12 protein-coding genes and 1 tRNA gene are annotated in these 15,460 nt (G+C 68.1%); 1 reads left to right on the forward strand and 12 read right to left on the reverse strand.

The features are described 5' to 3' along the window. Positions 1–257 precede the first annotated feature (257 nt). The 8 genes from BLT59_RS31930 to BLT59_RS21120 all read right to left on the reverse strand — a co-directional run bounded on the left by BLT59_RS31930 (position 258) and on the right by BLT59_RS21120 (position 9,954). Entirely contained in the window at positions 258–800 is a 543-nt protein-coding gene (locus tag BLT59_RS31930; RefSeq protein ID WP_244514091.1) for a hypothetical protein, read from the reverse strand. Next, positions 800–3,646 (reverse strand): bifunctional DNA primase/polymerase, encoded by a 2,847-nt coding sequence (locus tag BLT59_RS21095; protein WP_091784958.1) that lies wholly within the window; start codon positions 3,644–3,646, stop codon positions 800–802. Before BLT59_RS21095 ends, BLT59_RS31930 begins: the two co-directional genes overlap by 1 nt. A gap of 15 nt (positions 3,647–3,661) precedes the next feature. Next, entirely contained in the window at positions 3,662–4,465 is an 804-nt protein-coding gene (locus BLT59_RS30740; RefSeq protein ID WP_139174091.1) for a hypothetical protein, read from the reverse strand. Beyond that, a complete protein-coding gene (locus tag BLT59_RS30745) occupies positions 4,458–4,664 on the reverse strand; it encodes a hypothetical protein (protein WP_139174092.1) in 207 nt (68 codons plus the stop codon). Before BLT59_RS30745 ends, BLT59_RS30740 begins: the two co-directional genes overlap by 8 nt. Positions 4,665–5,222: 558 nt before the next feature. Continuing rightward, positions 5,223–5,299 (reverse strand) — tRNA-Arg (locus BLT59_RS21100). 125 nt (positions 5,300–5,424) lie between these two features. Further along, entirely contained in the window at positions 5,425–6,177 is a 753-nt protein-coding gene (locus BLT59_RS21105) for a nucleotidyltransferase family protein (protein WP_091784962.1), read from the reverse strand. 19 nt (positions 6,178–6,196) lie between these two features. After that, positions 6,197–7,786, reverse strand: coding sequence for a tRNA (adenosine(37)-N6)-threonylcarbamoyltransferase complex ATPase subunit type 1 TsaE (gene tsaE, locus BLT59_RS21110; protein WP_091784965.1), 1,590 nt, complete (start codon positions 7,784–7,786; stop codon positions 6,197–6,199). A gap of 275 nt (positions 7,787–8,061) precedes the next feature. After that, complete coding sequence (locus tag BLT59_RS21120) at positions 8,062–9,954, reverse strand: sigma 54-interacting transcriptional regulator (protein ID WP_091784973.1); 1,893 nt, start codon at positions 9,952–9,954, stop codon at positions 8,062–8,064. Positions 9,955–10,204: 250 nt separating this feature from the next. On the opposite strand from BLT59_RS21120, the gene cynS reads away from it, so the two are divergent. Continuing rightward, positions 10,205–10,693: a cyanase gene (gene cynS, locus BLT59_RS21125; protein ID WP_091784976.1), complete on the forward strand. Its 489-nt coding sequence runs from the start codon at positions 10,205–10,207 to the stop codon at positions 10,691–10,693. 143 nt (positions 10,694–10,836) lie between these two features. Here the strand turns inward: cynS and BLT59_RS21130 are convergent, their stop codons facing one another. From BLT59_RS21130 to BLT59_RS31935, 4 genes are all read right to left on the reverse strand, one after another. Further along, a complete protein-coding gene (locus BLT59_RS21130; protein ID WP_091784978.1) occupies positions 10,837–14,109 on the reverse strand; it encodes an efflux RND transporter permease subunit in 3,273 nt (1,090 codons plus the stop codon). Positions 14,110–14,431: 322 nt separating this feature from the next. Continuing rightward, positions 14,432–14,866 (reverse strand): tellurite resistance TerB family protein, encoded by a 435-nt coding sequence (locus tag BLT59_RS21135; protein ID WP_091784981.1) that lies wholly within the window; start codon positions 14,864–14,866, stop codon positions 14,432–14,434. 84 nt (positions 14,867–14,950) lie between these two features. Then, positions 14,951–15,151, reverse strand: coding sequence for a DUF3606 domain-containing protein (locus BLT59_RS21140; RefSeq protein WP_091784984.1), 201 nt, complete (start codon positions 15,149–15,151; stop codon positions 14,951–14,953). A gap of 190 nt (positions 15,152–15,341) precedes the next feature. Further along, positions 15,342–15,458: a BrnA antitoxin family protein gene (locus BLT59_RS31935; protein WP_244514092.1), complete on the reverse strand. Its 117-nt coding sequence runs from the start codon at positions 15,456–15,458 to the stop codon at positions 15,342–15,344. Positions 15,459–15,460 lie beyond the last annotated feature (2 nt).

The raw sequence follows: 15,460 nt of genomic DNA on the forward strand, positions 1-15,460 counted from the left end.
GCTACAGTTTCTCGGAGGCGCATTCTAGGCTCATCCTGCTATTCTTTAGCCGGTCTGTTGTCCGCCGGTCCCTGATCACGCAAGGCCAGGATCTTTTGAGATTTGGCGAGCTAAACGTGTGACCAACCTTGCGTTAAATTCTGCAAAAATATATATAATCCCTAAAATTTTATCGAACCACATAAGTCAAAGGCGTCGAGCGCGGCCACCGTTTAATCGGTGCCGCGCTTGATGGCGCAAAAAGAAACAGTTCTGTACTATCTATCCTTTCTCATTTCTAATCCGGGCGGATCCTGCCGATCAAGAACAGAAAAACTGCTGTTCACCTCGATCAAGGCATCAAGGAAAGCTTGGTTGGGATCGATTGTCTCAACTTTAGCGTCTACGCTGACCGTCGGCTTTCCATGCCCGCGATCAAGCACCGCGGTTGCCGCCGTGACGCGGGCGGCCGCAGGCGCCCCTTCATCCATTGCCACGTTCACTAAGACGCTGAGCATTTCGGTCGTGTAAGCCCGCGCAGCCTCACGTACTTCCGGCGCCACCGCCGGCCGGCCACCCGGGTTCGGCGAGGGGCCGCCCCGCTTGAACCGGCCGTTGTTCTCGCGCACAGGGGCCGGCAGTGTGGGCGCGGCAGCCGGATCGCCGGCCGTGATACCGCCTGTTCTCAGGTCTTGGCCCGTACTGCCCTTGTCCCGCACTTGGGGGACTTGGGGTAGAACGGGGGATCTTTCTATCGCTCCCATATCTAATTTCCTCTTCTTCAAATCTTGTTTTTTCGGAGGGGTAGAAAAGTACCCCATTATCCCCCCGATCCCCCACGTGCCGAATGCGGGTTAGCATCGGCGGCTCGGCTCACACGGTAGAGGTGGCCGCGCTTCGCATCGCTGCGGGCTTTGTCGAGGCGCAGGCCGTTCACCACACGCCCCTCGTTCCGGCCGAGGTAGCGACCTATCCCGGCCGCGTCCGCGAGACCACGGCCGATCCGCTCTTCCGCAAGCGCCTCTCGCAGAGCCGCCCCAAGAACCTGCCGGGGAGCCGGGGCATCCCCGTCGTCCGCCGCCACGAACTCCGTAAGCGCCGAGCCCGGCACGATGTCTCGGGCTCCAAATGGTACGTCGAGCCCAACCGTGCTCACGAGTGCATCAAGCACGACACCGAGCCGCGTTAGCACGGGGTCGGCCTCGCGCAGTCCCGCGGTAACGTCGAGCGGATCGGCCTCGCCGAGCCAGACGAGGGCTGCCCGGACGTAGCGCGACCACTCCTCGAAGCTGCCATAGGCCGTTGTCAGCCGCGCCATGCCGGGAAAGCCACTGTGGGCGTGTGCCGCGAGAACGGTCAGAGCCGCGCTCACGAGGGCCGTCCGTTCGGCCGCTGCCCGCTCGGCGGGGTCGAATGGGAATGTCCGGAGCTCGGGCCGCTCCACGCCCGGATCGATCCGGCAGGTGAGCACGCGACGCGCCATGTCCCCACGCACCACGAGGTTGTTGCCTGTGGCATACAGGGTCAGACGGTGTTCCACCGTGACGGTGCGGGAGGTGCCAAGCGGCCGGATCGAGAGGCGCTCCTGTGTGAGCACAGCATTGAGCGTGTCGCCCTCGAGCGGCTGCTCCACGTTATCGATGTTCAGGAGCGACGCGCCCTCAAGCACCTTGCCGAGCATATGCTTTTCGAACTCGGCCGCCGAAACTCCCTGCGTCATCGCCTGCGCCCGGGCGCCGGTGAGCAGGACCGCAATGGCGTCCACGAGCTTGCTCTTGCCGACGCCGGGCCCAGTGCCATTGAAGGCGAAGAGCGGTCCACGCACGCCCGCGTGCACGGCGAACGGCGTCAGCAAGGCCGCAAGCGCCACGCTGCGATCCGCCGGGGTCGCGAAGCGGTAGTGCGAGAACAGCCCTGCAAGCAGGGTGAGGGCTGCCCGCGCCGCTCGACGCGCGTCCGTCTCGGTTCGCCAATCCGACGTGTCAGGCGTGGTGAAGCCTGTCAGCGTGTCAGCGACGAAAACACCACTCTCGGGATCGAAGCCCGGCGCCGAAACGATACGACCCGATCGCGCCAAGATGGGGGCCTGCACGAGTGCACCGATCGTGGGCAGCCGCCACTGTCCCCGATCGAGATACGCCGCCGCGAGCTGATGAGAGAGTATTGCCGGCACCTCAGATCCCTTTCGGCCCGGCCGGCGCACGTCAAAATGCCGGGATGCGAACTCAGTGAGGTTCGCCACCGTCATCATGTGCAGGGCGCTTCCGCTCACCTCACGCCCACACCTGTCCCGATACCGCCCGCGCGCGACCATGACGGGGCCGCCGCGCTGATAGAGCGGCAACCCGCGCTCGGTCACTGACGCCTCGAACGCGTCGAGCGCGCCGGCAATGTCTGCGTCCTGAAGGAGCACGGGGCGCGGAGGATCATCCGTGGCACCCGGCATATCGTTATCGTTGGCCGGCGGCGCATCCGAGAAGTCGAGCTGAGCGAGGAAGCCGGCACCCGCTGTCCATCCGCGCTCACGCATGACCCGCACAAGGTTGCGCAGGCCGTAGCTCTCGAGCTGCCGTCCCTCGTGGATGGCACGGCGCAGCAGCTCCGGGTCGGCACCCTCCGGCGCAGCCTCCCACCGGTCCGTGAAGCGCAGGAGCGCGGCAAAGGCGATCTCTTCGCCAAGCGCCGGTGCACAGACCGTGTGAACAGCCTTCACGAAGGCGATCCACTCATCTCGGTCTAGGTCATTCGCGGTCTGCTCTAGCCCTGTCAGCAGCTTGCGCGCTGCCGACTCGTTCAGCTCCGGCAGATACGCCTCACCGGAGCCGCCCCGCTCGCCTGACACCCGGCCGGCCTGCCTAAGGACGCCACCCGCCGCCTCAATGGCCGCATCGCATTCAGCGATCATCTTGGCCGCCTGCGCGACCGATAGGGACGGCAGCTCGGCCACCCGTATTTCAGGGATGCCCCTGCCGCTCTCCCACGCGTAGGGCACACCTGCCGGGTGCATGCCGCGGATGACGGCCTGCCGGCCGGCTCCGAGCATCTCCACTTGCTCCGTCTTTCCCTCCGGCGTGTCAGCGAAGCGGTACTTCCCGCCCTGACGAAGCGTGGGGCTGTCGCCCGGCTCCGCGCAGACGCGGACGAAGACGGCACCCGGCTTGGCCGGGTTGCCGGTGCGCAGTGGCGCGTCGGGGACATAGCGGCGTACGATGTCGAGCACCGCGCGGGCCGCTGTCGGGTCAGTCACGTCCATGTCGACCGCGACGACGTGCTCGTTCTCCGGCAGATTCTCATGCACGCCAAGGACAAGCCCCATGTTTGCGCCGGGCTTTGCAGCCCACGCTGCCACCTCCGGAGTGGTGGGCACGCCGCGGCCCGGCCACCCCTTCAGGCGCGGCCCCTTCTCTCCGGCTTCAATAGGCACAGCGCGCCACCCGCCATCCACGGCGAGCGGCCCATAGGCACCCCACGGATTGAGGGCGCCCCGCGCTCGGCGATCACGAGACGCCGCAGTATCATTTTCGGCGAGACCACGGGTGGCACCCTGCGGGTCGACATGCGGACGGAGCGCGGTCAACGCTCCACCTGCGATTGGCGCAACGAGGGGGGTGGAGCCGAAACCCCACCCTTTCGTGTTCGTGTTTTGTTCTAAAACTGCTTGGCTCATGTCAGCACAGTCCTGTCAGAAGCGAATGATGGGCGTCGCGGCGATACGCTCAGCAACAGCGAGGAAGTCGTCGCAGGTTGAGCCGTAGGTCGGGACCGGCAGCCCTTTCTCTGCGCTGCACGACACAATTGCGTTCTCGGCAGAAGCCGGGGCATGCCCGTCGTTCAGCAGGAGCGCACAGGCGCCCGGCATTGGCAGGTATCCGTTCAGGGGGACAGGCTTGCCGCCCACCGCTTTTGCAAGCTTTCGTGCCGCTGTGTCATAGTCAAATTGTGTACCGGAACCTAGATTAAGCGGAATTGTCCGGTCTGCCTTCAGAAAAGCAAAGTACCTACCCGTAATCGCATCGATAATGTAGACAGGCTCCACACCTGCAGCGACGAACCTGACATGGATAACCAATAGCTTATCCGGCAGACGCGGCTCCATCGGCGGGCGGGCATAATCGCACTCAAACCGGGTCGGCAGCTCTATTGCAAATCCCCGCCACGCATTGATGTCGCTGCGTGTCGGTAGACCGCCGATGCCAGGATGAACGCGGTTCAAGCACACCGCGAGATGTTCGGGGTTCACCCGGCGGGACAGCTCGAATGCTCGGCGAGCTGCACCGGGCGTTCCGGCAATCAGCTTGGAGCCCAACGAAGGGCCTTGATGCTCGTGCGCATGTACGGGCCGCCAGAGCGGCGGAACATAGAACAGCCGATCATCAAGACCGTCGGCTGCAAGCAAGTTAAGTTTGTTGAAGGCATCCATGTCAAACATAGACCCCGGCAGTCGGCCGCTCGGCAGAGGAAATATCGCTTCGATCAGCTCAGACATGGCGCACGCCCTCCGTGCCTTCGGCGAGGATCCGGCGCAGTTCCGACATTGTGTAGTTGATCCGGTGTCCGATCATGACAGCACGCAGCCTGCCGGCGCGGCGCAACTCCCATTCTTTCGTACGGCCCATGTTAGTGCGGCGCCGAAATTCAGCGGCGGCAAAGAGGCGGTTGTCGTCCTGCTCTACTTGTGATCGCATCGTCTATTCCCTGAGAGTACCGGCCGCCTTCGAAGGTGTTCTCCGACGTCCGTTCTTATTGTGTGCCTCTCCGCTTTGGTTGCGCAAAGCCCCGTCCTCTCAAAAACCGGTTCCCCGCTGAAGTCGGGCAGGATTGGAAAGTTTCCTATGTTTTTGCAGGTGCTTGCCTTCCGCCCCCCCCCGGGGGGGGGGGTGGGATTCGGAGTTGCGGTGTCGTTGGGTGGCGGAACAGCCCCCTTGCTTGGGAAGCCGGTGCCGGGGGACCCAACCGGGGAGGGGGGGGTTCAGCGCCGCGCATGGTCGTGTCAGCAACGCGGACGCGCGAGCGGTGTAGGCACTGCGACAGCGCAGCCCGGGTGTTGCATGGGGGGCTGTTGCGGCCCGGCGGCTAGCCGCATGGCTCCAATGACTACGACAGCGAGCAAACGCTTGCCGCGTGTCAGCGCAAGATACCGGGCGCTACCTTAGTCGCGGTCGCTGATTTCAGTGGGTTAGTCGTCTGCTAGTCGTCAGCGGGAAAGGGCAGCGCCCCGGCATCCGCTAAGTGCTTGGTAGGAATGGCGCGCCCGAAAGGATTCGAACCTCTGACCCCCAGATTCGTAGTCTGGTGCTCTATCCAGCTGAGCTACGGGCGCCTGACACGGCGGCGGGCTCTCGGCCCGCCGGTGTGAGAGGGCTTCTAGAGGCTCAAATCCGGCTTGGCAAGACACTTCGGACAACGACTTTCACCGCCCGTGCGCGCGCCTCGGATGTCCCGCGCCTACGGCGTCCGGGCGCTCGCGCGCACGCGCTCCTCCGCGGCCCGGATCGCCTCCGGCGTGCCGACATGCAGCCACTGACCGTCGAGCCGCATCCCGAACAGGCGCCCCGCCGCGATCGCCCGGTCGAACAGCCGGTTGAGCGAGAAGGCACCGTCCGGCGTGTCGGCGAACAGGCTCGGCGTGAGGATCGCCACGCCCGCATAGATGAACGGCGCCACCGCGCGCTCGCCGCGGCGCTCCAGGCGGCCATCGGAGTCCATCACGAAATCCCCGGCCCCCTCGTAGCCGAGGCTGGTGGCGGTGGGCGCCACCAACAGGAGGCCGTCCATGCGGCCCGCATCCCAGCTCTCGATCAGCCGGCGCAGGTTGGAGGCCGGCCCCTCTAGCCAGAAGGAATCCGAGTTCAGCACCACGAACGGCGCATCCCCTAGGAGCGGCAGCGCCTTGCGGATGCCGCCTCCCGTCTCCAGCAGTGCCGCGCGCTCGTCGGACACGACCGTCGACGGCCCCCGGTCCGGCCCCTCGGCCCGACGGGCCAAGTGCCCCTCGATCAGGTCGGCGAGATAGTGGACGTTGACGATTGCGGTCCCGATCCCCGCCTCGGCCACCCGGTCGAGGGCGTGATCGAGCAGTGCCTTGCCGGCCACCTCGACCAGGGGCTTCGGCACCGTGGCAGTCACCGGCCGCATGCGCTTGCCCAGGCCCGCGGCCAGGACAAAGGCGCGGCTGACGGCGGGGCTGGGATCGCTCATGCGGTCGGAAATCCGGAGGTCAGGGTTCGGGCGCCGGGGCGACGAGACCCGGCAGGTGGTCCGCGTGCCAGGCCCGCAACCCGGCAAGCGCCGGATGGGCGAGGTTGCGGGCGAGATAGCCCTCGATCCGCGGCAGATGGGCGAGATAGCCGGGCTTGCCGTCGCGCCGGTCGAGGCGCGCGAAGATGCCGAGGATCTTGGTGGCCCGCTGGGCCGCCAGCAGCGCGTAGGCGGTGGCGAAAGCCCCGACATCGAAGGCCGGGTCCCGCCCGCGGCGCTCGCGGGCGTAGAGGCCGAGCAGCCGCAGCTCGAACTCGGCGCTGGAATCGACCCGGGCATCCTGGAGCAGCGAGGCGACGTCATAGGCCGGGTGGCCCATCACGGCATCCTGGAAATCGATCAGCCCCACCCGCTCCAGCCCGTCGCGCTCGGGCAACCAGATCAGGTTCGGGGAATGGTAGTCGCGCAGGGTCCAGGTCGGCCGGTCCGGGATCGCGCCCTGGAGCGCTTCCCGCCACAGGTCGAGGAAGGCCGCCCGCGCCTCCGCCGACAGGCTGACGTTCCGGATCGCCGGGGCATACCATTCGGGCATCAGTTCCGCCTCGAACAGCAGCGCCTCCATGTCGTAGGGCGGCAGCACGTGCTCGATCCCGTCCGCCACCGGCAGGACCGGGGGGAGCGGGTTGGCATGGAGCTTGGCCAGCACACGCACGGCCTCGGCATAGCGCTCCGGCCGCGGGGCGCCGCCTTCGATCACCGGCTCGCTGCCGAGATCCTCCAGGATCAGCAGACCCTCGGCGAGATCCTCGCCGTAGATCCTGGGCGCCGAGAAGCCGAGCGCGCGCAGGCCGCGGTCCAGGGCCACGAAAGCGTGGACGCTCTCGGCGAGGTGCACGATCGCGCTGTAGGGCTTGCCGTCCCGCACCGGTGGGCCGTCGGGGCGCGGCGGCGCGATCATCAGCACGGCGCTGGTGCCGTCGGGCTTGGTCAGGCGCTCGTAGGCGCGGGAGGAGGCGTCGCCCTGCATCAGCGTCCGCTCGGCGATGTCCCAGCCGCTGCGGTCGAGGAGGCGGCGGACCGCCCGCGCCCGGTCCAGGCGGGCGCGCATGCCGCCGCTGCCGTCGATCCGGGCCAGCCGCGCCTTGGGGCCGAATTCGGCCCGCAGAGACAGGTCCACGGTCAGCACCGGGCCGCCGCGGGGCGGCATCCGGTCGGGCCACTCGACCAGGGTGATGGCGCCCTCGGCCATCTCGTCGAAGCCGAGTTCCACCAACTCGTCGGGGTCGCGCAGTCGGTAGAGGTCGGCATGGACGACCGGCCGACCGTCGCGGGCCGCGTAGGGCTGGATCAGGGTGAAGGTCGGGCTCGGCACCTCAAGCTGCGCGTCGCCGGCGAGTTCGCGGATGATCGCGCGGGCGAGCGTGGTCTTGCCGCCCCCCAATCCTCCGGACAGCGCCACCACGTCTCCCGGCAGCAGGAACTCGGAGAGGAACAGGCCGAGATCCTCGGTGGCCGTCTCTTCGGGCAGCACGAATTCCCAGGGGACCGGCCGCGCGGATGCACCCGTCGCCCCATCGGCCGTCTGTCCGTCCTGCTCGTCTCCGCCCAAAACCCGCCTCCGAGACCTGAAGACGCATGGTCCGAAAACACGCACCGGATGCAAGCGTTTCCGCCGGGAGCCGCGCGCTTCCCGCCCGCCCGGTGCATCGAAACCACGCTCGCGGAGGCGGCGATCACCGTCCCGGAGGCCTGGCGGAGCCTCGTTCAGGCCGGGGCGGTGCGGGATCGCTGCCGCCAACGATCGGTGCGGTCGGACGGCCCGCCGCGTCCCCAGCGGCCGTCGCCGGCCCAGCGACCTCGGGATCGGATCAAGGATGCGCCGGATCAGCCGCGCGCGATCCCGTGAGCCTTGATCCGCGAGGCCAGCGTCGTCGGGCGCAGGCCGAGGAGCGCCGCCGCGCCCCCCGGGCCGGAGATCCGGCCGCCCGCCAGCGCCAGGGCCGCGACGATCTCGGCGCGGTCACGCGCCCGGCGCTCGGCCTCCGTGGCGGGCCGCCCGTCCTGCGCCGCGGCGGGCGCGGCCGGGTCCGTAAACCCGGTCGCCTCGCCATCGGGCAAATCGAGGCGGAGGCGGCCCCGGGCGGAGAGGATCACCGCCCGCTCGATAACATTCTCCAGCTCGCGGACATTGCCGGGCCAGGGATAGCGGCAGAGGCGACGGACATCGCCCTCCGAGAGCCGCGGCTCCGGGACGGTGAGGCGGCGCGCGGCGACCCGGAGCAGGTGCTGGGCGATCGGCGGGATATCCTCGGGCCGCTCGCGCAGGGGCCGCGCCTGGATCGGGAAGACGTTGAGACGGAAGTAGAGATCCTCCCGGAAGCGGCCTGCCCGGATCTCGGCGCGCAGGTCCCGGTTGGTGGCCGCGACCACGCGCACGTCCACGGCCCGCGTGCGCGCTTCGCCGACCCGCTCGAGCGAGCGCTCCTGCAGGACGCGCAGCAGCTTGCCCTGGAGGTCGAGGGGGATCTCCCCGACCTCGTCGAGGAACAGCGTGCCGCGATCGGCGAGTTCGAACCGGCCGACCCGGTCGCGGAGCGCCCCGGTGAAGCTGCCCTTGGCGTGGCCGAAGAACTCGCTCTCGAACAGCTCGCGGGGGATCGCCGCGCAATTCACGCGGATCATGGGGCCGGCGCTGCGGCGGCTCGCGTCATGGATCGCCCGGGCGATCAGCTCCTTGCCGGTGCCGGATTCGCCGGTGATCAGCACGGTGGCGTCGGTCCCGGCCACGCGCTCGATCTGCCGGAGCGTCGCCGCGATGGCCGGCGAGCGGCCGATGATGCCCTGATGCTGGCGCTCGGCCCGGATTTCCTCTTTGAGATACGCATTCTCCAACTCGAGGCGCTCGCGGAGGGAATCGACTTCGGCCAGCGCGCTCGTCAGGCGCGCCTCGTCCTCCCGGCGCTGGCTGACGTCGCGGAAGACGATGACGGCACCGAGCAGGCTTCCCCGGTCGCGGATCGGCGTCGAGGTGTACTCGACCGGGAAGGAGGTTCCGTCGGCGCGCCAAAAGACCTCGTGATCGACCTGATGCACGGCCCCGTCCCGGAACGCCGCATAGATCGGGCAGTCGCGATGGGGGTAGTGGCTGCCGTCCGGGCGGGTGTGATGCACGGCGGCATGCATGTCCCGGCCGACGAGGTCGGCGGCCTTGCAGCCGAGCATGCGCGCGGCGGCCGGGTTGACGAAGGTGGTCACGCCCTCCGCGTTGACGCCGTAGATCCCCTCCCCGGCCGCGCGCAGGATCAGCTGGTTGCCCCGCTCGATGTCGCGGAAGATGCGCTCCATGCGCTGCCACTCGGAGAGGCCGGCGCGCATGTGGGCCTCGGCCTCGCCATCGACCTGACGGCGGTGGATCGCGTCCGGGTCCGCAAGCGTCACGAGGAGGCGCATCGGCCTGCCGGGAAGCGGGAAGGCCACGGCCTCGACCCGCAGGTCGCGGCCCGCCGCGTCGCGCGGCGACAGCGTCCGCGTCCACCAATGCCCCTTCGCCAGGGCGGCCTGGGTGAAGACCGTGAGGGCGGCGCGCTGGCCGGGGAACAGCCCGCTCGCCCGCGCGCTCCGCAGCGCCGAACGCCCGTGGCCGAGCAGACGCGCCGCCGCCGGATTGGCGTCGGCGATCCGATCCTCTTCGGGGGCAAGCACCAGCATGGGCTCCGGGCTCCCCTCGAAGACCGGCCCGAATGGGCCGGGAACGCCGAACTCACGAGATATCGTCATCAGATCACGATATCTCGTTTCTGACGAGATGTCGTGATCGGCATCCAGCCGGCCAAGCTCTTGTCGAGACTGATGTTTCCGTGACGGCGACAGGTGGCACACCGTTTGCCGAATGAGCGGGCCCGCGTCCGATTGCGGCCGCATCCCCTCACGGTTGCGATCCCGACGCGCACCTCGCATCGGGGTGGGTGAGGCCGCGGGCCAAGCGGCCTCACCGGACCGATCGACAAGTCAAACCTGGGAGCCGACGATGAAGCGCGAGGACCTCACCGAGAAGCTGCTCGACATCAAGCGCGAGAAGGGCTGGAGCTGGAAGCACATCCACGAGGAGATCGGCGGCCTGTCGCCGTTCCTGATCACCGCGGCCTGCATGGGCCAGATGAAGCTGCCGAAGGCCCAGGCCAAGCGGGCCGCCGAGCTCTTCGGCCTCACCGCCGCCGAGGAGCGGATGCTCAACGAGCCGCCCTATCGCGGCTCGATCCCGTCGATGCCGCCCACCGACCCGCTGATCTACCGTTTCTACGAGCTGGTGATGGTCTACGGCACGACCTTCAAGGAGCTGATCCAGGAGGAGTTCGGCGACGGCATCATGTCGGCGATCGACTTCAACATGGACATGGCCCGCGAGGCCAACAACAAGGGCGACCGCGTGCGGCTCACCATGTCGGGCAAGTTCCTGCCGTACAAGTATTACGGCAACGACGACGACACGCCGGAATATGGCTTCAAGGAGGGGTGAGCGACCCGGAAGGGCATCCCCCGATCAGGATCCGATGTTCATACATCCGGATCGGGCCAGCGATACCGGCGGCGGAGCGCGACGCGCCCCTCTCCCGAACGGGAGAGGGGACGACCCGCGGCTCGTCCTGCCGCCGCGGTGCCTCACGCCGCCGCCGGCCGGCCCTCCGGCTCCAGGTAATCCTGCACCGGCTGCGCCGCGCCGCCGCGCATCAGCACGTAGAGGAACGGCACCAGCAGCAGGGTCGCGGGCGTCGCGAAGGCGATGCCGCCCATCACGGCCCGGGCGAGCGCCGCGTTCTGCTCGCCGCCCTCGCCGGTGCCCAGCGCCATCGGGATCAGCCCCAGAAACATCGCCGAGGCGGTCATCAGCACCGGCCGCAGCCGGGTCTCGCCGGCGGTGATCGCCGCCTCCAGGGCGCTGCAGCCCGTCGCCTCCCGGTGCTCCTTGGCGAAGGTGACGAGCAGGATCGAGTTCGCCGAGGCGATGCCCACCGACATGATCGCCCCGAAGATCGACGGGATCGAGAAAGCCGTTCCCGTGACGAACAGCGCGAAGGTGATCCCGCAGAAGGCCATCGGCAGGGCGGCGATCACCACGAACGGGTCGCCCCAGCTCTGGTAGTTCACCGCCATCAGCAGGTAGACGGCGATCAGCGCGATGCCGAGGCCGATCTCCAGCCGGAAGAAGGCTGAGCGCATGTTTTCGATCTGGCCGCGCACCACGATCTTGTCGGGTGCCTCCAGGTTCTTCTGCTCGTCCTGCACGATGGCGTCGATCTCGCGGGCCACCGAGCCGAGGTCTCGGTCCTGCACCGAGGCGAAGATGTCGAAGGTCGGCTGGATGTTGACGTGGCTGATCATGGTCTGCGTCGGCATCCGGCGGATGTCGGCGAGGCTGGAGAGCAGGGTCAGCACCCCGGGGCCGGAGCCGGAGGTCGCGGCGGCGCGCACGAACATCGGCGTGTTGCGCAGGTCGGTGAGCGAGCTGTTGCGATATTCCGGTGTCTGCACCCAGAGCTGATAGGGGATGCCGGTCTTCGGATCGGGCCAGAAATTCGGCGTCACCTGGTAGCTGCCGGACAGCGAGATGTTCATGTTCTGCGCCACCTGCTGCTCGGTGAGCCCGAGTTCGGAGGCGAGGCGCCGGTCGACATCGACGTAGAATTGCGGGGCGTTGACGATCTGCTGCAGGTGGACGTCGACGAGGCCCTTGGTGTGCTTCAGACGCTGGACGATGCGCTGGGCGACCTCCAGATCCCTCTCCTTGTTCCGCCCGGAGACCTGCACGTCGATCGGCGTGAGGACGCCGAAATTCAGGATCTGGGTGATCATGTCGGCGGGCTGGAAATAGACGGTCACGTCGGGGAAGCGCTTCATCAGCACGTCGCGCAGGCGCTTCGTGTAGCCCGCCACCGGGCCGTGCCCCTCCTTGAGGCTGATGAGCATCTGCCCGTCATTGTAGGAGACGAACGAACCGTCCGAGAACGCGAAGTTGTAGTTGTTCGAGGGCAGGCCGAGATTCTGGAGGATCTGGTCGACCTCGCCCGCCGGGATCACCTCGCGGACGGTGGCCTCGACCTCGGCGAAGACCTGCCGGGCGGTCTCGATGCGCATGCCGGTGCGGGTGCGCAGATGCATGGTCATCTGGCTCGCCTCGATCTGCGGGAAATAATCCTGGCCCACGAAGACGAACAGCGCGCCGGTCATGCCGAGCACGCCGCCGACGGCCCCCAGGGTGACGATCCGGTGGCGCAGCACCGCGTGGAGCAGGCCGACATAGCCGCGGTGGAACCGCGCGAAGCCGCGCTCGAATCCGCCATGGATCCGGCCAGCGAGCCGCATCAGGGGAGCGCCGAAGAGACCGAACGCCCGGGCGATCCGCCCCCGCCGGGGCGGCTCGTGGGCATCCCGGTCCTTGGCGTGCTTCTGCCGGTATTCCGGCGCCACGATCACGTCGATCAGCAGCGGCACCAGGGTTCGCGACAGCAGGTAGGAGGTCAGCATCGCGAACACGACCGCGAGCGCCTGCGGGGTGAACAGGTACTTTGGCGTGTCGGTGAGCGCGAACACCGCCGTGAACGCCGCGCAGATCGCCAGCGTCGAGATCAAAGCCGGCTTGGCGATGCCGGCGGCGCCGTGGACCACGCTCTCCCGGAACTTCTCGCCCTCCTCGAACAGGCGGTAGGTGTTCTCGATCGCCACCGTGGCGTCGTCCACCAAGATGCCGACCGCGAGCGCGAGGCCGCCCAGCGTCATCACGTTGATGGTCTCGCCGAGCGCCGCCAGCACGGCCAGCGAGGTCATGACGCAGAGCGGGATCGAGATCAGCACGATGATCGTCGAGCGCCAGGAGCCGAGGAACAGCAGGATGGCCAGCCCCGTCAGGGCCGCCGCGGTCAGCGCCTCGTGCAGCACGCCCTCGATGGCGTTCGACACGAAGACCGACTGGTCGAAGAGCGGCTTGATCGACAGGCCCTCGGGCGCGGCGGCGCGGATCGTCGGCATCGCCGCCTTGACGTTGTTCACGACGTTCAGCGTCGAAGCGTTGCCGTTCTTGATGATCTGCATCAGCACGGCCTGCTGGCCGTCGGCGCTGACCACATTGACCTGCGGCGGCCCGCCGTCGCGGACATAGGCGACGTCGCGCACCAGCACGGGCTGGCCGGCCACCACCTTGATCGGCGCGAGGTTCAGGGTCTCGATTGAGGGGGGGGTGGCGTTGAGCTGGACCGGGTATTGCTGCTCGCCGATCTTGGCGAGGCCGGACGGCACCGTCAGGTTCTGGGCCGTCATGGCGTTGGTCACGTCCAGCGGCGTCAGGCCCAGCGCCTGCAGGGCGTTGAGGTCGAGATCGACCATGATCTGCCGGGGTGCGCCGCCGAAGGGCGACGGCAGGGTCGAGCCCGGGACCTGGGCGAGGGTCTGGCGGATCCGGTACTGGGCGTAGTCGTAGACCTCGTTGAGGCTCTGCTTGGCCGAGGTCAAAGCGAGTTGGATCACCGGCACCGAGGAGGCGGAGTAGCGCACGATCACCGGCGGCTGCGTGCCGGTGGGCATCACGGCGCGGATCGAATTGGTCGAGGACACCACCTGGGCGATGGCGAGATCCAGGCTGACCGAGGGGTCGAAGTAGATCCGCTGCACCGCCGTGCCCTGGAGCGTCGTCGACTCCATGCGGCGGATGTTGTTGACGTTGTTGGAGATGCCGTACTCGGCGTAGGTCGTGATGCGCTGTTCCATCTCCGGCGCCGACAGGCCGGTATAGGTCCAGACCACGACGACGACCGGGATGTCGACGACCGGCAGCACGTCCTTGGGCGTGACGAGGATCGCGCCGACGCCGCCGAGCATCATCAGCACGGCGAGCACGTAGGTCGTGATCCGGAACTTGAGCGCGTAGAGGACGAGGCCCATGCGGTCTCCGCCGTCCGGCCCCGGGCCGGCAACTCCGCGTTGTCTACCGGCTCACCGGCTAAACCCGGACTGTTTCGCTATCACGTCCGGTCAGGCAAGGGACGGGCCGCGTCGCCGCAGGTTTGCGGTGGCGACCCTTTCATGCACCACATCCCACCCGCGCCCTCAACCTGAGGGGCCCGCGTCAGCGGGCCTCGAAGGAGGGCTCCAGGGATCGCGACGCTGCCTGGAGGGCTCCTTCGACGCTTCCGCTGCGCTCCGGCACCTCGGGATGAGGGGGCGGCCCGGAAAAAGGAGGCGCCGGGCCGGCGCGCCCGCCGGATCAGCGCAGCAGGGCGGACTTGTCGACCTGCAGCGCGGCGGCGATCTCGTCGAGCGCCTTGTGCTCGACCGCGCTGATCCCGTCGATATCGGCCACGTCCGCGCCGATCAGGAACACGTCCTGGCGCTGCTCGATCGGCCGTTCGGCGATGGATCCGACCTGGCGCAGGTTCTCCAGCCGCCCGGCCCGGGTCTTGGCCCGAGCGATCGCCTCGTAGAGTTCCTGCTCGACGCGCAGCGTGTCGTAGGACTTCTCGAGAATCGGGTTGGCGCGGATGCCGCTGATCGCCGATTCGATCTCCTCCTCGCCCACATCCCCGTCCGCCACGATGACGTTGGCCGCGGACGAGACCGCAGCCTGCAGGAAGACCGCGTCGCCCGCATACGACATGATCGTGCGGCCGAACCGAAGGATGGCGTCCTGGAAAATGCTCATGCCGACCTCCCGTTAAGCCCAAGATGGCGGATATTGTGGCCACCGAGTCAAGATGCGGCCGAGCTTGCGCCGGGGATGCCGCCTTCAAGTGGCCGGCTCGTGGCCCGGCCAGTCCCGTCCGAGATGGGCGGCCACGCGGGCCGGATCGTCGCCGACGGCCGCCACGGCGGCCTCGACCTGCTCCACCGGGACCATGAATCGGCGCGCCCAGTAGGCCCGCTCCCAGGCATGGGCGGTGTTGACGGCTTTTGGCTCAGGGGGATCCTGTACGCTGTCTTCGGTCATCGGCCTTCCGCATCTGGCGAGGGCTGGGCGGCCCTCCGGCGTGGAGAACGCCGGCCGGGCCGGATCGGGTCCAGATCAGCGGCAGCGGGACCTGGACAGGTGCGGATTCGCAGCGGGCGTTCTCGCGGTTGCGGAGAAACGCCGCCTCCACCGGTGCCCTGTCGGGATGGGGATGGCCTGGCCTCGGTTCTCACCCGGCATCGAGAGTCCGGGCAGCAGCCCGGAGGGCGCCGTTCATGCGGCCCCGCCAGCCCCGACCGGTGGCCTTGAATGCCGCGACGGTCTCGGCACCGAGGCGCAGACTCACGA

Origin of the sequence: Methylobacterium sp. UNC378MF (genome assembly GCF_900103195.1) — a bacterium.
In the GTDB taxonomy this organism is placed as follows: domain Bacteria; phylum Pseudomonadota; class Alphaproteobacteria; order Rhizobiales; family Beijerinckiaceae; genus Methylobacterium.